The organism is Bartonella sp. HY038 (assembly GCF_014117425.1).
GTDB lineage: Bacteria > Pseudomonadota > Alphaproteobacteria > Rhizobiales > Rhizobiaceae > HY038.
Window position 1 is genome coordinate 880,316 of record NZ_CP059725.1, and the last position, 18,685, is coordinate 899,000.

At 39.4% G+C, this 18,685-nt stretch carries 16 protein-coding genes; 11 read left to right on the forward strand and 5 right to left on the reverse strand.

Going from position 1 to position 18,685, the window contains the following annotated elements; translation table 11 throughout:
• Nucleotides 1-444: 444 nt before the first annotated feature.
• Genes H3299_RS03705 through H3299_RS03730 form a run of 6 tightly spaced genes read left to right on the forward strand, consistent with a single transcriptional unit; the run spans nucleotide 445 to nucleotide 6,720 of the window.
• A complete protein-coding gene (locus tag H3299_RS03705; RefSeq protein ID WP_182418972.1) occupies nucleotides 445-1,218 on the forward strand; it encodes a hypothetical protein in 774 nt (257 codons plus the stop codon).
• Nucleotides 1,211-2,494, forward strand: a complete 1,284-nt coding sequence (locus H3299_RS03710) for a hypothetical protein (protein WP_182418973.1) — start codon at nucleotides 1,211-1,213, stop codon at nucleotides 2,492-2,494. The genes H3299_RS03705 and H3299_RS03710 overlap by 8 nt, the downstream gene beginning before the upstream one ends.
• Nucleotides 2,481-3,437, forward strand: a complete 957-nt coding sequence (locus tag H3299_RS03715; RefSeq protein ID WP_182418974.1) for a MoxR family ATPase — start codon at nucleotides 2,481-2,483, stop codon at nucleotides 3,435-3,437. The genes H3299_RS03710 and H3299_RS03715 overlap by 14 nt, the downstream gene beginning before the upstream one ends.
• On the forward strand, nucleotides 3,438-4,751 hold the full coding sequence (locus H3299_RS03720; RefSeq protein WP_182418975.1) for a DUF58 domain-containing protein: 1,314 nt from the start codon (nucleotides 3,438-3,440) through the stop codon (nucleotides 4,749-4,751). It begins immediately after the preceding gene.
• Nucleotides 4,748-5,839: a stage II sporulation protein M gene (locus tag H3299_RS03725; RefSeq protein ID WP_182418976.1), complete on the forward strand. Its 1,092-nt coding sequence runs from the start codon at nucleotides 4,748-4,750 to the stop codon at nucleotides 5,837-5,839. The genes H3299_RS03720 and H3299_RS03725 overlap by 4 nt, the downstream gene beginning before the upstream one ends.
• On the forward strand, nucleotides 5,836-6,720 hold the full coding sequence (locus tag H3299_RS03730; protein ID WP_182418977.1) for an RDD family protein: 885 nt from the start codon (nucleotides 5,836-5,838) through the stop codon (nucleotides 6,718-6,720). The genes H3299_RS03725 and H3299_RS03730 overlap by 4 nt, the downstream gene beginning before the upstream one ends.
• 190 nt (nucleotides 6,721-6,910) lie before the next feature.
• Here the strand turns inward: H3299_RS03730 and leuA are convergent, their stop codons facing one another.
• The 5 genes from leuA to H3299_RS03755 form a co-directional block, all read right to left on the reverse strand.
• Nucleotides 6,911-8,599 (reverse strand): 2-isopropylmalate synthase, encoded by a 1,689-nt coding sequence (gene leuA / locus H3299_RS03735; protein ID WP_182418978.1) that lies wholly within the window; start codon nucleotides 8,597-8,599, stop codon nucleotides 6,911-6,913.
• Between the two features lie 292 nt (nucleotides 8,600-8,891).
• Nucleotides 8,892-9,470 carry an NUDIX domain-containing protein gene (locus tag H3299_RS03740; protein ID WP_182418979.1) on the reverse strand — a complete coding sequence of 193 codons (579 nt, stop codon included), beginning with the start codon at nucleotides 9,468-9,470 and terminating at the stop codon, nucleotides 8,892-8,894.
• A 269-nt stretch (nucleotides 9,471-9,739) separates the two neighbouring features.
• Entirely contained in the window at nucleotides 9,740-10,384 is a 645-nt protein-coding gene (locus H3299_RS03745) for an ATP-dependent Clp protease proteolytic subunit (protein ID WP_182418980.1), read from the reverse strand.
• A gap of 188 nt (nucleotides 10,385-10,572) precedes the next feature.
• The gene (locus tag H3299_RS03750; protein WP_182418981.1) at nucleotides 10,573-11,067 is read right to left on the reverse strand and encodes a DUF805 domain-containing protein; all 495 of its coding nucleotides are present in this window, start codon (nucleotides 11,065-11,067) and stop codon (nucleotides 10,573-10,575) included.
• A 42-nt stretch (nucleotides 11,068-11,109) separates the two neighbouring features.
• Nucleotides 11,110-12,087 (reverse strand): asparaginase, encoded by a 978-nt coding sequence (locus tag H3299_RS03755; RefSeq protein WP_182418982.1) that lies wholly within the window; start codon nucleotides 12,085-12,087, stop codon nucleotides 11,110-11,112.
• 432 nt (nucleotides 12,088-12,519) lie between these two features.
• Between H3299_RS03755 and H3299_RS03760 the strand changes: the two genes are divergently transcribed.
• From H3299_RS03760 to H3299_RS03780, 5 genes are all read left to right on the forward strand, one after another.
• Nucleotides 12,520-14,763, forward strand: coding sequence for a bifunctional (p)ppGpp synthetase/guanosine-3',5'-bis(diphosphate) 3'-pyrophosphohydrolase (locus H3299_RS03760; protein WP_182418983.1), 2,244 nt, complete (start codon nucleotides 12,520-12,522; stop codon nucleotides 14,761-14,763).
• A gap of 256 nt (nucleotides 14,764-15,019) precedes the next feature.
• Complete coding sequence (gene pyrE / locus H3299_RS03765) at nucleotides 15,020-15,598, forward strand: orotate phosphoribosyltransferase (protein WP_182418984.1); 579 nt, start codon at nucleotides 15,020-15,022, stop codon at nucleotides 15,596-15,598.
• A gap of 748 nt (nucleotides 15,599-16,346) precedes the next feature.
• A complete protein-coding gene (locus tag H3299_RS03770; RefSeq protein WP_182418985.1) occupies nucleotides 16,347-16,583 on the forward strand; it encodes a hypothetical protein in 237 nt (78 codons plus the stop codon).
• Nucleotides 16,584-16,772: 189 nt separating this feature from the next.
• Nucleotides 16,773-17,225 carry a hypothetical protein gene (locus H3299_RS03775; protein WP_182418986.1) on the forward strand — a complete coding sequence of 151 codons (453 nt, stop codon included), beginning with the start codon at nucleotides 16,773-16,775 and terminating at the stop codon, nucleotides 17,223-17,225.
• A gap of 539 nt (nucleotides 17,226-17,764) precedes the next feature.
• Nucleotides 17,765-18,544, forward strand: coding sequence for a helix-turn-helix domain-containing protein (locus H3299_RS03780; protein WP_246708133.1), 780 nt, complete (start codon nucleotides 17,765-17,767; stop codon nucleotides 18,542-18,544).
• The last annotated feature ends 141 nt before the right edge of the window (nucleotides 18,545-18,685 follow it).

Consider the following 18,685-nt stretch of genomic DNA (forward strand, 5'->3'; position numbering starts at 1 on the left):
GTTTTTTCTATGGATATAGGCTGTTTTACGATAATAAATGCGCTATGGAATAAGTGTTTTAGTTGTAATATTTGGTAATAATGTCAATAGTATAGAATTAATATTATTTAATCCAATTGGCTTTCTATAAATAGCTGTCATTTAAATGTAAGGGATATAAATGGGGGTGAGCAATAAAGGCGGTGTTGTTTGAAAGATATGCCAATTTTTCTAGCCGCTCATATTTATCATAATTTTGGTGGTGATATTATTTTATAATATTGTTTCATTTGTTTTTATCACATTGAAGAAATTTTGCTACTTGTAAATACAAGTGCTGCGGGTCTTATTTTTCTTATTGTTTTGTTTGGCATACTTATTTTGAAGGGGACCAAAAGTGTCAATAATTATGGTGAATATCCAACTGGACCATATAGTTTACAAGACATATTCGTGTGAATATTAATGATAAAGACTAAAAAGGCATTAGGTTTTCTTATTTTGTGTGTTTTGGTAATTGGTATCACAATTGCCAAAGGACAGAATGTTGCCCGTTCACATACTTCTTCTAATCCATCGCAAGGCATAAGTACTGAAAATCAAGTTAATCAACGTCAATATATTGAAGAGTGTGAAAAATATAAATTTGATTGCAAAATAAGTTATGGACATGATGAAATAAAGCCTGAAGAACAGCAGACACAATCGCAACCGGAGCAAAAAAGTCGAACAGTAAGCAACCGTTCATCAACGCCAATTTTAATCGGTCCAACTTCAGTTTTTACTGTTTTGGTGATTATTGTTGTTGTTATTCTGCTTTGGCTACGCTTTGGCGGCTCCGGTGTTTTGTTGAATAATTCCCCTAAAGATATAAAGCCGCAAGGTGAGATACCTGAAAGTTGGGGAAATGCAAGCAATATTGTTTCAAGCTCATCGAATGATATTCTATCAGGAATTTTAGCTATTGATGACAAACGCGTAGCGATGATAGAATTATTGCGGATGTGCCTTTTGCATGGAGCTGGTCTTAGTTCTACACGGCTTGCACGCTCTGACACTGAGCGAACCATCTTTCGCCGTCTTCCCCAATCATTGCCGCAACGTGATGAGTTGGAGCTTTTGTTGAAAACAACGGAACTCGTGCATTATGGTGGGCAAGAAATAACGTCAGACCAATTTGATGAGTTGATCAGCAAAGCCAGAATTTTTTTAAATATAAGGAAGATGGCTAATGCGTAAAATTTTCGTTGTAGTCATTCTCATTGCTTTATTTTTATTGGCTTTATTTTTGTTTACATCACAATGGCGCAATAAGCCTTATGAGCTTTCAGCTTTAGGAAATAAAGGGCTTGAGCTTGTGTTAAAAGCAAAGGATATCCAAACAACAAGCTTTGATAAATATAAAACCTATTTGGACACGCAATTTGATTTTCGTATTCTTTCAACTGATGCAATCATATTTCCATATTTAAATGGTCATTATCAGCTTCCATATTTTACTGATGCGCGCCGTAAGCTAGCGCAAACCTTAAAAAACAAGGTTAATGAATTAGATACAATGGTTGTGCTGCCTAAATGGGATAAAAGAGTAAGCGAAAACCTTAAAGCTGATAATAATTTTTTACTGTTGTTACCCAATGTTAAGTGGGTCATGGACACGCTTGATTATGGTGGTATTCGATTAGATCGTTCTTTGAATAGCTTTACGCGAGAAAATATTAAAACAATTAGCGGCCATATGCGAAAAGTAGAGCTTTATGATGCGCAGTTTTTTTTCCGCGGTACTCTTCCTGATGAATGTGAGGAATTGCTTGGTATAAAGGCTGGCGCATTATTAATTCATTGTTCTGGTGATTATTCCGCTTACTTCCTTTCAGATCCTGATTTATTCAATAATCATGGGCTTGCACTTGGTAATAATAGAGACATAGCTGTTGATATGATCAATGATATGTTGGCCGAATTAGATGCAAAGTCCGTTTTTCTCGATGTAAATGAAAGGCTATTTTCCAATCAAGCCCATGAAGAAGTTAAGCCACAGCCATACAAACGCGATGCTAGCGATTTTGCTCGCCTTTTTGAATATCCGTTGTCGACTATTTGGGCTGCAATTTTAATGATTACCATCATTTGCCTATGGCGCGGCGCTTTTCGTTTTGGCCCGCCATTAAAAGATGCAAATGACAATATTGAAATATCAAAAACAGCAGCAGTAAGTGCTATGGCAAGATTGCTGCGGCTCTCGGGCAATGATGGACAAATGGTCGCACAATTTGTGCAAAATAGTTTGTTGGATAGGGCGGTACAAGCTTTTGGCGAAAGTGGTGGTAATCAAGCGGGGATTGATCGTTTCATACAACGGCTCGCTCAAAAAGATAAAATTTTGGCAGAAAAATTTGCTTCCTTGGCTCGTTCTTTAATGCTGCTTGGACCAATAATGAGACATCACGAGTTACACAAAAATTTAGAAGATTTTCGCGAATTACTAAGGAGAGTAGACCTTGAATCTCGATGAACTCCATAATTTGGTTGCGTCTATACGCGATGAAATCAACAAATATGTGCAGGGGCAAGATGCGCTGATTGATCTTGTGTTGACGGCAATTTTTGCACGGGGGCACTGCCTTGTTGAAGGGCCTCCAGGGACAGCTAAAACCTTGCTTGCGCGTTGTGTTTCAAGTGTTATGGATATGCAATATAGACGTATTCAATTTACGCCAGATTTGATGCCAAGCGATGTGCTTGGTATTAATTTGTTTAATTTTGAAACCAATAAGTTTCATTTGACTAAGGGGCCTATTTTTACAGATATTCTTTTGGCTGATGAAATTAACCGTGCACCGCCAAAAACACAGTCAGCATTATTGCAAGCTATGAATGAACGTGTGGTAACCATTGATGGTAGCGATTATTCACTTGGTGATAATTTCTTTGTGTTAGCTACCCAAAATCCTATTGAGCAACATGGAACATATCCCCTGCCAGAAGCGCAGCTTGACCGCTTTCTTTTCAAGTTGGTTGTTGATTTTCCTGATCGTGAAATAGAAATTGCAATTTTAACCGCTCATGGCTCTAAAGCTATACATGAAGATACCAATAAACCACAATTAAAACAAATTCTTACTGCCGATCTTATAAAAAGCGCTTATGCCCTTCTTGATAATATTCGGTTGGATGAGACCATTCTTGTTTATATTGTTGACCTTGTTCGTGCTACGCGCTCGGATGGTGATATATTATATGGCGCGTCAACCCGTGCCGCCGATGCTATTGCGTCGGCTGTTCGTGTCCGTGCTGCATTTGAAGGACGCAATTATGCAATTCCAGATGATGTGCAAGCTTTGTTTATTCCAGCGCTTCGCCATCGTATTGTGCTTTCACCTGCGGCAGAAATTGACGGGAAAGCAGCCGAAGATGTTCTAACCAATATTATTAACCGTGTGGATGCCCCCCGATAGATGCGCCCTTCAATTCACCTCATCACCCTTGTTTTAGGTCTTACTGTTGCAACTATTATCGTTGCCTTTTGGTTTTCAAGTCTTAGCTGGCTTTTACCGTTTTTCTGGGCAGTCTTAATGGGTGTTTTGGTTATAGATGCGTTGGTATCGCTACCACCAAAGCGTATTGGTTTAATTGCAGATTTACCTAAACAGGGATTTGTTGGGCAAGATATTGAGCTTGTTGCGCAAATTTTTGTGCAAAAAGATGTGTTGCCCAAGGATCTGGTTATGCGCCTTGATCTGCCATTGGTGTTGGTTGGTAAGCCAGAATTTAACCTTTCTTATGAACAAGGAGCAAAGGAAACGGCATCGCGCGCCACGCTTTTGCCTACCAAACGTGGCAAGTTTAAAATACCTGCTCTTTGGTTGAAGTGGTCGTCAAAATTGTCTTTGCTGGAGTTTCTTATTTCCTTTCCAATCAATAAGACAATAGATATTGTTCCTGATATTTCTCCTGTTTTGTCAGGGGCAATCTACACCCAAATCTATCCTTTAGCCGGTGGACAAAAGGATATGAAAACACGTGGTGATGGTAGCGAATTTCACCAGTTGCGTGAATTTAGTGCGGGCATGGATCCTCGTAGTATTGATTGGAAACGTTCGGCACGAACGAGAAGTCTTATTGTACGCGAAACGCGAATTGAACGAAATCATCAGATCGTCTTATGCATTGATAGTGGGCGCTTAATGGCCGAGCAATTGGCAACTGTTTCCAAACTTGATTGTGCTATAAACTCAGCTTTGGCGATGTGTTGGGCATCGGGCATTGCGGGGGATAATGTTGGATTTTATAGTTTTGATAGCAGACCGCGTATTTTTATTCCGCCAGCACCTGGGCGCAATGCCTTCAGTCGCATTCAAAAAACATGTGCTCAAATGCAATATGAAACACGGGAAACTAATCATACCCTTGGTCTCACACAATTGGCAACAAAGTTAAAAAAGCGCTCATTAGTAATTATTTTTTCCGATTTTGTTGATACGATAACTGCTGAATTAATGATTGAAAATATGCAGGTTTTGACCCGTCAGCATCTGGTTGTTTATATAGCAATGAAGGACCCAATTCTTGATAAAATGACGAAGCCAGAGGTTTTAGGATTAGAGCCGATTGCGCGAGCAGTGTCGGCTCATAATATTATTGAAGAACGGCGCGCAGTTTTGGAAAAGTTAAATAGGATGGGGGTGTTGTGTCTTGATAGTGCGCCTGAATTGCTGACCACTAACTTGATATCACGCTATATCGATATTAAATTGCGGGGAATGATATGAGTGAGACTAATTACGGTCATGAATTCACTTTTTCAAGCAATGTTAACCGCGATGATGCAATTATTGTCACGGAGCAGGGTAATTTGCGTTCATCGCGCTTTCGCTTGGAGCGTGAAAAATATTGGCTGCGGCTTGATGAATTGATAAAGCGTGCTGAAAAAAATGGTATTTCAAGCTTTAGCTATCAAGAAACCAATGAACTTACCGACACCTATCGCCAAGCTGTTAATTCTTTAAGTGTTGCGCGTGACATTTCTCTTGATTTAGCTTTGATTGAGTATTTGGAAAGTCTTTGTTCTCGTGCTTACCTTGTGGTCTATGCACCGCAAGAAAGCTTGCGAGGTGTTATCAGTCGGCTTTTTGTTTCTGGTATTCCCCAAGCCGTAAGGCGTTCAGCCTTGCCTTTATTTGTTGGCTTTTTGGCGCTTATATTGGGAGCGGTGGTTGGTTTCCAGCTTTTTAATCAAGACACATCTTGGTTTTATAGCTTGGTTCCATCCAGCGTCTTTGACGATAGAACGCCAGAAGCTAGTGCAGAGCAGCTTCTTAAATCTATTTATAGCGATAAAGAAAATTTTGTTGATAAGTTAACAGATTTTGCTGCAGATTTGTTCTCTCATAATACTCAAATTGCAATATTCATTTTTGCATTGGGTATTTTTTTAGCTGTTCCAAGTTTTTTGCTGACATTTTATAATGGTTTAATCCTTGGTGCGTTTTTTGGCATGCATGTGCAAAAGGGAGTAGGCTATGATATTTTTGCTTGGCTTTCCATTCACGGCGTTACGGAACTTGCTGCGATAGCAATTGCTTGTGCTGGCGGTGCGCGCTTGGGATTAGCAGTTTTATTACCGGGATTGCGTACGCGCAAAGATGCATTAAAGCATCAATCACGTGATGCGGTAAAGTTAGTTATTCTTGCAGCTATCATGCTCATAGTTGCTGCCTTTTTAGAAGGATTTATGCGTCAGACGGTTCAGTCTGCGGAAATTCGATTATTAATTGGTTGGGGAATGGGCGGCTTTTGGTTTACTTGGTTATTATTGAGCGGGCGCAAAAAGCCTATAAAAGGCGGTAATAGGAGATGAGTAAAAAAGAGCGAATTAATCCTCGTCTTTGGAAGTTTGTACCACCTGAGGGTGTCCCCATCCATTTTACCATTGCAACAATAGGTAGCCGTTTTGGCGCCCAAGCTATTGATTTATTATTGACGTATGTTTTAATCTTTATCATGTTTTGGGTTTTAATTCTAACCGATGTCATTGGTTGGACGGCAGCATCTACTTTGATAACCTTGACTGCTTTTTTAATACGCACGCCCTATTATATTTTTTCTGAACTTATTTGGAATGGTCGAACTTTAGGCAAAAGATTTTCAAAAATTAGGGTTATCAATATCAATGGACGACGCTTGACACCGCACCAAATCACCGCTCGAAATCTCATGAAAGAAGTCGAGATTTTTACGCCAGTAATATTGATGCTTAATATTGGGTATCTACCAGTCTGGGGCAAAATTCTCACATTAGTTTGGACTGCTATTATTGTTATTGTGCCATTGTCTAATCGCCGCCGTCAAAGATTAGGGGATATTATTGCAGGAACATTGGTCGTTGAAAATCCGACGTCGGTTTTAATGCCTGATCTTGTCGTAAGCAGTGGTGGTTTAAAAAGTAAAAGCTCTATATTTAGCTTTTTACCCGAGCAATTAGACATTTATGGTCGCCATGAATTGCAAACATTAGAAGCAATTTTGCGCGATGGTAATTTATCGCAAATGGATAGTCAGATAAAATTGGTGGCAAAGACCATTATGCAAAAAATTAATTTTCAAGAAATATTGCAACCTGGGCAAGAACGTCTGTTTCTTACAGAGTTTTATAAAGTGCAACGGGAGCATCTTGAAAAATTGCGTCTATTTGGCACATTACGTGAAAACAAGTTTCATACTACTGAAACCAAGAATTAAAGCCTTTTGTTTTTTTCCTAGAGCGCATTTCGATCTGATTAGATCAGATCGGCGCTCTAATTCATTGTTTACACCGCGTTTTTTGTCCGAAAACCGCTTCACACTTTTTGGAAAACGCTCTAATAAAAAATGCCCATTTAAATCTTAAGACTTAAATGGGCATATGATATTTGTACGTAATATGTTGAAGCTATGCGATGCGGTTTGCAGCGGCTAAAATGGCTGCTAGTGAGGCACTTGTAATATTGTCATCAATGGCAACACCAAAGACATGACCATCAGGATAGGCAATCTCCATATAGCAAATGGCGGTTGCATCAGAGCCTTGCTGCATGGAATGCTCAGAATAATCAATAACCGAAAGCTTCTTACCAATATAGTTGGATAGCGCATTGATAAAGCCATCAACAACACCATTGCCTTTGCCTTCGATGCTTTTTACAACGCCATTATCGGTTATATCGGCCGTTACAATGCGGCGGTTGCGATCAACCGGATCTGGGCGACTTTCATGATCAATATATCCAAAGCGCGCATTTTCACCTGAGGTATAGGTCTTAATAAACTCATCATAAATACGTTGTGATTGAAGCTCTTTCCCCTCAATATCCGTAATTCTTTGAATAACATCACGGAATTCCACTTGTAATTTGCGTGGCAAGTTTAAACCGTAATCTTGATTTAGAATATAAGCAATACCACCTTTGCCCGATTGTGAGTTGATGCGGATAATTGCTTCATAAGAGCGGCCAACGTCTTGCGGATCAATTGGCAAATAAGGCACTTCCCAGATTGGCGAGTTGGCTGATTTTATTATTTTCATGCCTTTATTGATGGCATCTTGATGCGAACCGGAAAAGGCGGTGTAAACCAATTCACCAACATAAGGGTGGCGTTCAGGAATACGCAATTGGTTGGAATATTCGTAAACTTCCTTCATGCGCTCAATGTTAGAGCAGTCAAGCATTGGGTCAACGCCTTGAGTAAACATATTTAAGGCAAGGGTAACAATATCAACATTGCCAGTACGTTCACCATTACCAAACAAAGTACCTTCAACGCGGTCTGCGCCAGCCATCAAGCCAAGTTCTGCAGCTGCAATACCGCAACCGCGATCATTATGGGGATGCAATGAAATAATGACACTGTCGCGGCGATCGATATTGCGGCACATCCATTCAATCTGGTCGGCGTAAATATTGGGCGAAGACATCTCAACCGTTGATGGTAAGTTCAAAATCATTTTCTTCTCCGGTGTCGGATTAATGATTTCAATAACAGCATTGGATATTTCTAGTGCAACTTCAAGCTCTGTGCCAGTAAAGCTTTCTGGCGAATATTGGAATTGGAAGTCATTGCCAGCTTTTGCCGCCATGTCGCTAATCATTTTTGCAGCATCGGTCGCAATTTGCTTGATGCCAGCAACATCTTTGCCAAAAACAACGCGGCGTTGCAACTCGCTGGTTGAATTATAAAAATGGACAATCGGATGATTGGCGCCTTCCAAGGCTTCAAAGGTACGGGTGATTAATTCTGGTCGGCATTGCACTAATACTTGCATGCTGAGATAGTCTGGCATGTTGCCGTGCTCAATACACCAGCGGGCAAACTCAAAATCAGTTTGCGAGGCTGATGGAAAACCTACTTCAATTTCAGTAAACCCCATATCAACGAGCAAACGGAACATACGTTCTTTGCGATCTTGCCCCATTGGGTCAATCAAAGCCTGATTGCCATCGCGCAAATCAACCGAACACCAGATAGGAGCATGTTCAATTGTTTTATCAGGCCAAGTACGGTCCTTTAAACCAACTTGTGGATATGCTTGATATTTTTGGTCAGCATTGACCATGCCTTTTTTTGCAGCAGTGTAAGTCATAATATCACTCTTCATTACGAACTAATGTTAAAACAGAAAATAATGGAAAAAGAGGCATTTTGCCGTTTTGGCATAAATCGGCTGCCGGGCGCCTCTCAGCGAACCCGACAACCGCTAATAAGGCCGAGTAGAAGTGCATTTGTAATGCTTACTAAAGAAAAGCTGCTGAAATATGCAGTCGCGCAAAACCCTTGCTTGGCAGCAAAGCTTTTATTTCTGAAAATGGCGCGATCAAGTGTTTTCATGTGTTAGATACTACATATTTTATTCAAGCCCGCAAGAGAAAAAGCGACTAACAAAACTTTTGTTTACATAAATTCAAAAGTAGGATTGTTTTTAGATCGATAATTTCTTCATTTTCAACCATGATTAAAGCTTTTTCTAACGCCATTTCTACCACTTCAATGTCTTCGCCTTCACTATAAAGGCCGCCGCCTGCACCGATGCGGTCGCCTGCATCATAGGTGGCGATAAAAAGATATAATTCTTCTGATGAGTACCCCGGGCTAGAAAAGCCACGTCCAATTCGGGTGAGTTGATGGAAACGATAGCCTAGTTCTTCTTCGCCTTCACGCATAATGGCTATTTCCGGCGTTTCACCCTCATCAATAATGCCAGCGCAAGCTTCCAACATCATTGGGTTTTCGCCATTCAAAAAGGCAGGAAAACGCAGCTGACGGGTCAATAGAACAGTTTGTCTGATAGGATCATAGGGGACAATGGCACTCGCGGGACCACGGCAATAAACCTCACGTTTTTGTTCGCTCCATTCACCGCTGCGGCGCTGGAACTCAAAATCAAAGCAGGATAATCTGGTCCATCCGGCTGATAGAATTTTTTCTGCAATATTGCGGATTCTATTAAATTCCATGACAGGTACTCCAGTTACAACGCGTCTCATTTAGTTTCGCACATCAAGCGACTATATGCTAGTTAAATTAATTTAAAAAAACTTATCTCTATCGGTTAACCCACTGAATATTTGTCTTTTTTATAAGGGCAATGAAAAAGGTGGCCTTGTGAAAACCATTTTAAATTTTGACAGTCCATATTTATATTAAATGTTGCGCAGACACCAATAAAAAACCTGCTAGATGCACAGCACATAGCAGGTTTAAAAATATAGCAAAATTTAGAGACTTATTTTTGGCTGCTGCTGGGAGCTGCCCCAAGATCTGACCCGAGATCTGACCCAAGATCTGACATTGTGCTGATGGCGCGTGATACAATGCCATATTCCATGGCTTCTTCTACAGTCATCCAATGGTCGCGGTCAATATCAGCGCGCACCCGTTCAACTGGTTGTCCGGTTTCGCGTGAGATGATTTTAGCCAAACGCTCGCGCATACGTAAAATTTCACGAGCTTGAATCTCTACATCGGTTGCTGAGCCGCCAATGCCGCCTGATGGTTCATGTATAAGAAAACGTGTATTTTCAAGGCACAAACGACGTTCTTTTGGAACAGCTAAGAAAATATGGGTACCAGCACTTGCAACCCAGCCTGAACCAATCATGGTAACTGGGGCTGGAATAAATTTAACCATATCATGAATAAGATCGCCAGATTCTACATGGCCACCTGGTGAGGACACAACGACATAGATAGGATCTGAAGATTCCTGCGCAAGCCCGATAAGCTGCGCCACAACATTCTTGGCCATTTTGTCATCAATTCCGCCGATGATGAAAACGAAGCGTGAGCGAAATAGATTTTCTTCCATACGTCCTGCAAGCGGCTTAGCTGCATTTTCGTCTTTTGTTTCTTTTGTCTTTTCATCGCTCATAAGCGGGTTCCTTATACTATACCAAGCATTTCAAGATTAAATTGAAATGCGTAATCTTTATTGCAATTTGAACTCTTTCACAATGTGGCAAAAAGTTTTTATTGATTCGATGTTATATTATCGTTTTGTAACGATTATGGCGAGGCATCCAATGCGAAAACTTATTTGTTAGCTTTCATAAAATTATGTTACGCAAATATATCAGCATTCGTATTTGGTCTTAATGGATCTGGACCATATTTATTGCTACCCATAGTGCCTGTAAACATCAATATAATGTGTAAAATAATCATTGCTATGGCAAATAATCCTTTTAACATTTTGTATGTAAGTGGATCTGGTTCCGCAAATAGTTCGTAATAGGGTAAGCTTGCTTGGATGATAATAATGATCGACCATAATCCAGACATATTTCTATCGTGCAAGCGGCGAGATGTTACTGCCAAGAATGGTATAACAAGTATGAGATCAAGAGTAATACAGAATGCATAAAAACGTATCAGGGTGGAAAATAACACTGGTCCTAAACTTGTTTCTACTAGTTTTGGTATTCCCCATATTAATATCCTTGAGAGTATCAAATAACTAAGACGAAACCACCAAAATTCAGCCCGTGAAGCACGACCAAAAAAATTGGCATATTTTTTGACGAATGTTATATAATTTGCTTCTAAAAATCCCATGAGCTTACCGTTATTCTTGAGTTTTTTAAAGTATCTCAAAGTCTATTGAGCGTCAAAATAATGTTGGATAGTCGCATCTGTGGCACCTGCGCCTATCAAGCATGCAAGTGCAATGCGCGATTTAACACCTGATAAAGAGCCTGAAAAAATCGCACCAGCTTTAGCGAGTGAGACGCCACCACTATCTCCGCCGTAAATGGGCATTGTGCGCCCTTCAATACAACGAGAGGATATGATAACCGGAATTTTTTTGTCGGTTAAGACCTTGATTGCTGCCGCAAATCCATCAGGCGCATTGCCAAGACCAAAGGCTTCAAGTACAAAACCTTTTACACCTTGGCTTGCTGAAAAGGTTAGGTAATCTGGGCTGACACCCATGGCTAATTTCATAAAACCAATATTATCTTCAACTCTCGTTGTTGCGATAGGGGACCGCATCAGGGGTTTACGCCATATGCTTACCTTGCCAAATTCAATAGAGCCGATTTTACCAAAGCTGCTTGAGCGAAAACTGTCAACGCGATAGGTATGGGTTTTGCTCACTTCGCGTGCGGCATGCAAATCATGCTCAAAGGCGATTAATGTCCCAAGATTTTGTGTTTCATTACTTTGAGCCGCAATAATTGCTTCGACAATATTACGTGGTCCATCACTATCACTTTCGCTAGCATTGCGCTGCGCACCAGTAAAAATAACTGGCTTATTTGACTGTACAATAAGATCGCTTAAAAAAGCGCTTTCTTCCATTGTGTCGGTGCCATGAGTTACAACAACTCCGTCACAATCAGCCTGTTGCAAGGTTTCATTAATTTGCTTGGCTAGCGAGAAGGCGAGGGGCAAAGTGAATGCCGCACTATCCAATGTACAAAAATCGTCAACTGTTAGCCGAATATTTGGTAATCGGTCTTTAATCGTTGCAATAAGATTATTGCCCTTTATTCCAGCAACGACACCATCAGAATTTTTATTTTTGGTGGACGCAATCGTGCCGCCTGTTGTTATAATTTTGATATGTTTCATTGCATTGCCCTATTTTATTTTTTGGCTGTTAGCAGAATTAATTATTCAAAACTGTGTATATCTGTAGAAAACACAATTGTCATTTTATCATTCCTGATCTTACCGATAATTTTCATTTGTTGGGGTTTATAAGACAATATTAATTAAACTCATATGAGGTTGTTTTTTCATTTTTTAAAAGCTTTGGTTTCACTTCTATTGAAAAGACAAGTGATATGGATTGAAAGAGCAATTAACTTATCAATTTATACAATGATGTTAATTTTAAACTTTATTGTTATTGCTTAATCTAGAATTGTTTTATAATTTTGAAAATTACAGTAATTTTAATTGAAATACCGCAATTTTTCTTTATATGCTGTTGTAATATAATATTTTTCAATAAAATAGCTGCAATGATAGACCACCCAAAAGAATCAGGAGACTATGCCCATGATGCGTCAATATGAGCTTGTTGAGCGCGTACAGCGGTACAAGCCGGACGTCAACGAGGCATTGCTAAATAAAGCCTATATTTACGCCATGCAAAAGCATGGAGCACAAAAACGTGCAACAGGTGAAGCTTATTTTTCTCATCCTTTAGAAGTTGCTGCAATTTTAACTGATATGCGCCTTGATGAGGCAACTATTGCCGTTGCGCTTCTTCATGACACTATTGAAGATACAACTGCGACACGCGCAGAAATAGATCAACTTTTTGGGCCAGAAATTGGCAAATTGGTTGAAGGGCTTACCAAGCTAAAAAAACTTGATCTTGTTTCTAAAAAAGCTATTCAAGCGGAAAATTTGCGCAAATTATTGATTGCAATTTCTGAAGATGTGCGGGTGCTGTTGGTAAAGCTTGCAGATCGTTTGCATAACATGCGCACCTTGGATGTTATGCGCGATGATAAACGCCGCCGTATCGCAGAAGAAACCATGGATATTTATGCGCCGCTTGCTGGCCGCATGGGTATGCAAGATATGCGTGAAGAGCTTGAAGAGCTCGCTTTTCGCTATATTAATCCTGAAGGTTGGCGCGCGGTTAAAGATCGTTTGGCAGAGTTGCAAGAACGTAATGCCGATATTTTAACCACCATTGAAGATGAGTTGTCTTTCCTCTTTGCTGAAAATGGTATTGATGCCAAAGTAAAAAGTCGGCAGAAAAAAGCCTATTCGGTTTTTAAAAAAATGGAAACCAAGGCTTTATCTTTTGAGCAATTATCAGATATTTACGGCTTCCGTGTTATGGTGCATAAGGTGGCAGATTGCTATCGCTCCTTAGGTGTTATCCATACTACATGGCCAATGGTGCCGGGGCGGTTTAAAGATTATATTTCTATTCCAAAACAAAATGATTACCGTTCAATCCATACCACGATTGTTGGGCCATCGCGCCAGCGTGTAGAGTTGCAAATTCGCACCTATGAGATGGATGAAATCGCTGAATTTGGTGTTGCTGCGCACTCTATATATAAAGATCGTGGTTCAGCCAATAGTCCACAAAATTTGACTGGCGAAACCAATGCCTATGCATGGTTACGCCAAACTATTCAATCTCTGTCGGAAGGCGATAATCCAGAAGAATTTTTGGAACATACCAAGCTTGAACTTTTTCAAGATCAGGTTTTCTGTTTCACGCCAAAAGGGCGGCTTATCGCTTTGCCACGCGGTGCAACGCCGATTGATTTTGCTTATGCCGTGCATACCAATGTTGGCGATTCTTGCGTGGGCGTTAAGATTAACGGTCGTATCATGCCGTTGATGACCGTTTTAAAAAATGGTGATGAAGTGGAAATTATCCGCTCTAAAGCGCAAGTACCGCCAGCTGCTTGGGAATCTATGGTGGTGACTGGTAAAGCGCGTGCGGCTATCCGCCGTGCAACTCGCGTTGCTGTACGTAAACAATATTCAGGATTGGGTACGCGCATATTAGAACGTAGCTTTGAGCGTGCAGGAAAAAAATTTAATAAGGATGAGTTAAAGCCAGTGCTTTCGCGCCTTGCTCGCAAAGACATTGATGATGTTTTGGCCTCGGTTGGCCGTGGTGAATTACCATCAAGCGATGTTATCAAGGCAGTTTATCCTGATTATCAAGATAGCCGTGCAACAACAAAAAGCAAAGCAAAACCGGGCGAAGAAGGTTGGTTTAACATCCAAAATGCATCTGGTATGATTTTCAAAGTACCGGGAAGCGAAAAGACGGCTGGCGATTCAGATGATCGTGAGGGGGATGAACTTCAGCGGCCGCCATTGCCTATTCGTGGTATTCATGGTGACGTGCCGGTGCGGTTTTCGCCAGAGGGCGCAGTGCCCGGTGATCGGATTGTTGGTATTTTACAGCCGGGCGCAGGCATTGTTATCTATCCGATCCAATCGCCAGCGCTTACTGCCTATGATGATCAGCCTGAACGTTGGATTGATGTGCGCTGGGATATTGATGCAGCAATGACCGAGCGTTTTCCTGCTCGTGTTAGTGTTTTAGCAATTAATTCGCCAGGCTCCTTAGCAGAAGTGGCGCAAGTTGTGGCTAAAAATGATGCGAATATTCAAAACTTATCGATGGTGCGGACTGCGCCAGATTTTACCGAGATTATTATTGATCTTGAAGTTTGGGATTTAAAACATTTAACCAAGATTATTTCGCAATTGAAGGAAGAAAACATGGTTAGCGGTGCAAAACGCGTTAATGCGTGATGCAAAACCAATGTGATGCTTGAACATAAATTAGCATGACGTTAATAACGCTATTAAATATGGCTCATAATGGGCTTATCGATTGTTGCGGCTAATCGGTTTTGTTTTTGCATTTTGATGTTGTCCGTTAGCAAAGATGTTAAAATGTAATGGTTTAAAGAAATGCGTTTCACTATTCATTTTTTGCATGGTATCTGAAATTGGTATCAGTTTGTAAAAGTTAAGAGAACGCGCGAATAGAATGAAGGAATTTTTTATGACAACTGATGATGTGCTTGATATTTTTCGCGAAGCAGGCGCCATTCTTGAAGGGCATTTTATTTTAACATCAGGACGGCGCAGTGGCACCTATATGCAAAAAGCCCATGTCTTTATGCATGCTAACTTGACTGAAAAATTATGCCGTGGTCTTGCTGAAAAAATTCGCAAAAATGTTGATGGAAAAATTGATTATGTTGTAGGGCCAGCTATTGGTGGTCTTATCCCTGCTTATGAAACATCGCGTCATTTAAATGTGCCTGCCATTTGGGTTGAGCGTGAAAATGGCGAGTTCAAGCTACGCCGTTTTGATGTTGAAAAAGGCGCACGCGTTGTGATTGTTGAAGATATTGTAACCACCGGTCTTTCTATTCGCGAGACTGTCGATTGCATGCGCAAGGCTGGGGCTGATGTTGTTGCCGCCGCTTGTATCGTGGACCGTTCCGCTGGCAAGGTAGATGTAGGTGTGCCACTTATTGCTTTGGCTGAATATGAAGTGCCTTCATATGACGCAGATAATTTACCTGAAGAACTTGCAAAAATTCCTGCAATTAAGCCTGGAAGCCGTAATATTTAGTGGTAAAACAAAACTATTGATTTTCAACAAAAGCAAAAATTGCTTTTGTTGGAAATTTTGAAAACTAATAAGGGAAGCTACGATCTGTTGGTTTAATTCTGCGGGTAATGAGCCATTTTTCATCAAAATGACCGAACTGAAGCTCCCGATTATCTTTTGTGGTTGTTTGCTATTCTTCATTTTGCTTTATGCTAGTTTTCAATACTGCATTTACATAGTAACGTATCGAATTTTTTGCATCGCTGATGCGTTTGCAGTTTTTTTAAAAAAACATTAGTTAAATAAGCGCTTTTTGCGGTAAAATTTCTTGTAGCAAAGAATTTTTTTCATCCGGTTCTTTTAGCTCGCAGCCGGTTAACGCAAAAATAACAATTTCAGATAGTGCTCGTATTTCAAACCGAAAATTCATTATAAGTCGATATGTTATGATTGAAAAACGTGGTTTTGTTACTTGTCAAGCAAGCTTTTTGACGCCGGGACAATAGGTTGATAAATTTGGAGTGCCTAAAGACAGGTTTTTAGGACAGCGTGGATATAGTCTAAGTCAACGCGGAATGGTTCCGCGCTCTGAGAATTAAAATATATACGCGTTACCTTGTGCAAAAACCTATTTCTACGGAGCATGGGAGAGCTTCAGCTGTTCCAGAGTTCAATGCAGCAAGTGATGTGCCTCAGTGTTATACTGGAGAAAAATTTATTCAACAGTTACTTGATGGTGGATTTTTACCCCTGATGCAGGATTATTAAAATGAACAATAACTATATTTTTGAAATTATCAAAGTTGGTGTTTTAAATAATTCAGAAGCCCCCATTGATAACGATATATTTTATAAATGCCTTATCTGTGAAGGTATTATACCGTCTTGTCCGAAAGAAGACGTAGGATGTCAATGTGGTAATATCGCTATTGATATAGTGTTGCATAGGTTGTTTATTGGAAACAAAGAAAAGTTTTCTATTCTTAAAAGGAAAAAAATATTATAACCATAATATTTAAAATATAATTTTTTATTAAGTTAGATAACTTTATAATTTTATTGATAAAAATATATATTAAATTTATAGATGGTATTTGTTTTTACATTTTTACAGATAAAAACGATAAATATGTTTATATAATAAATATTTATTTGTAAATTCTTATTAGAGGAGGCTAGTAAGGGCAGGTATGCTATGGAAAATAATGAAGGATTCATAGCTGTCATAAAGGCGGCAGAACTTTTTTTGGCCAATGTAGAGCTTTTTACAAAGCAGCATTGGCTTGCAAGTTATGGTGAGTTGCAATTGCAATATAATGAATTGCCTTTATGGATTTTAATTTCAGCAGAAGCATCTGTATGTGAAGCTCATCACCAATTGTTGAAGCTTTATGAGCCCTTTCAAATTGCTCTTTCATCAGTACAGTTAAATATTTATTTTTATCGAAAACAAGCAGATAGTAGGTATTGTCAATTTTTCACTTTCCCAAATACGCAAGATTTTTTAAATGCTCAAATTGATGGTGAGATTTTAACAGAAGAAACTTATGATAGGTTAGAAAATATAAACCAAAAATTTTCAAAAAAAATCATTGATTTTTATATTGGATTTTTCGCCAAATATCATTTCATACGAAAAATGGTGTAATTCATAATGTTAAATGGAACTATTTTACACGCTAAGCGTTAAGTAGTATGATTACTGTGCGTTTTAGACGCAGGGCGCTTAATAATAATATGCTTTAAAAACATTATAAGCTTATAAAATATGAATGACTTGATGTGTGGTTAAAGCCTACATCATTGCTGTGATAAATCTGCGCTTTTACCATTAGATCATTTGTTTTTATGATTAAAATGTGCTAAGGAAATAATTGTTATTTATCTTTAGTATTGTGCTAATTCAATATAAAATATGGACAATTTTTTTGGTGTCTTTTGAGTGCAGTCCAGTTGGTTCGCTGCTGACTTAGATTGTGGTTCTTAAATGGATAGAATATTTTATATCTATGTTTTTTATAGTCATTTAGACTTGGGTTTGATATTTGCATGTATAATCAAGCCGATTGATTGTAATTGAAATGCTCTCATTTGAAGCTATCGTTTGATGAGCGTTAATTCTTATTTGATTAATATGTAAACGTTTAGATTAAAAAATGATTAGGTTATGTGTAGGGAAAGCAATTGTTGGACAGATTGAAAAAAACGACGCTCCAATCGGGCATGCTGTTTCAGCCTAATGACAGTTTAAGTTGTGAAAGCATGAAGGGAACTTTATGCGAAAATTGTCAAGTGCATGGCATTGCCATATGTGCATCACTTGATGAGACGATGTTACGTGAGCTTGACAGTATTACTTCTGACAAAAAACTTGATACAAATCAAGAGCTTGTTCAAGAAGGTGACATCAAGAAATATGTTTTTACTTTGCGCAGTGGTATGTTGCGGCTTGTTTCAACATTGTTTGATGGTCGCAGGCAGATCTCAGGCTTTATTATGCCCGGTGAGTTTATCGGGTTGATTGCGGAAGATTATTATACCCAAACGATCGAGGCAGTAATACCATCAACCCTTTGCGTATTTCCACGCCACGAGCTTGATCAAATGATGGAGTTTTATCCGCAAATGCGTGAGCGTTTGTTTGAGATGACGAGAAAATCATTATCGAGATCGCGTGAAAATCAGCTCTTATTGGGGCGATTAACGCCTATTGAAAAAATGGCCAATTTTTTGTTGATGTCGTCAAAGCGTGCGACTGAAAGTGGTCTAATCGATAATCCTGTTAATCTGGTAATGAATCGCAGCGATATAGCTGATCATTTAGGCCTTACTATTGAAACCGTGAGCCGTTGTTTTTCAAAATTGAAGACTCAAGGGGTAATAAGATTAATTGATACCCATACGGTGCAATTATTAGATAGGGCAACCTTGCAACATCTTTCTGGTATGCGCGATAAGCCTGCCTAAATAAATTATGCTAGGCGAAAGCTATGAAAAGCTAATAAATTAAGTTATGCTAAAATAATCGTATTTATTAAAGATGCGGCGATATGCCTTAATTGTGATAGGTAGAATTACTTTAAAGATACACCATTTGCATGTAATGGT

Bases quoted from the DNA above. Each gene is read 5' to 3' on its own strand.
- H3299_RS03705 (WP_182418972.1), top strand. From the start codon at position 445: ATGATAAAGACTAAAAAGGCATTAGGTTTTCTTATTTTGTGTGTTTTG.
- H3299_RS03710 (WP_182418973.1), top strand. From the start codon at position 1,211: ATGCGTAAAATTTTCGTTGTAGTCATTCTCATTGCTTTATTTTTATTG.
- H3299_RS03720 (WP_182418975.1), top strand. From the start codon at position 3,438: ATGCGCCCTTCAATTCACCTCATCACCCTTGTTTTAGGTCTTACTGTT.
- H3299_RS03725 (WP_182418976.1), top strand. From the start codon at position 4,748: ATGAGTGAGACTAATTACGGTCATGAATTCACTTTTTCAAGCAATGTT.
- H3299_RS03730 (WP_182418977.1), top strand. From the start codon at position 5,836: ATGAGTAAAAAAGAGCGAATTAATCCTCGTCTTTGGAAGTTTGTACCA.
- leuA (WP_182418978.1), bottom strand. From the start codon at position 8,599: ATGACTTACACTGCTGCAAAAAAAGGCATGGTCAATGCTGACCAAAAA.
- H3299_RS03740 (WP_182418979.1), bottom strand. From the start codon at position 9,470: ATGGAATTTAATAGAATCCGCAATATTGCAGAAAAAATTCTATCAGCC.
- H3299_RS03745 (WP_182418980.1), bottom strand. From the start codon at position 10,384: ATGAGCGATGAAAAGACAAAAGAAACAAAAGACGAAAATGCAGCTAAG.
- H3299_RS03750 (WP_182418981.1), bottom strand. From the start codon at position 11,067: ATGGGATTTTTAGAAGCAAATTATATAACATTCGTCAAAAAATATGCC.
- H3299_RS03755 (WP_182418982.1), bottom strand. From the start codon at position 12,087: ATGAAACATATCAAAATTATAACAACAGGCGGCACGATTGCGTCCACC.
- H3299_RS03760 (WP_182418983.1), top strand. From the start codon at position 12,520: ATGATGCGTCAATATGAGCTTGTTGAGCGCGTACAGCGGTACAAGCCG.
- pyrE (WP_182418984.1), top strand. From the start codon at position 15,020: ATGACAACTGATGATGTGCTTGATATTTTTCGCGAAGCAGGCGCCATT.
- H3299_RS03770 (WP_182418985.1), top strand. From the start codon at position 16,347: ATGAACAATAACTATATTTTTGAAATTATCAAAGTTGGTGTTTTAAAT.
- H3299_RS03775 (WP_182418986.1), top strand. From the start codon at position 16,773: ATGGAAAATAATGAAGGATTCATAGCTGTCATAAAGGCGGCAGAACTT.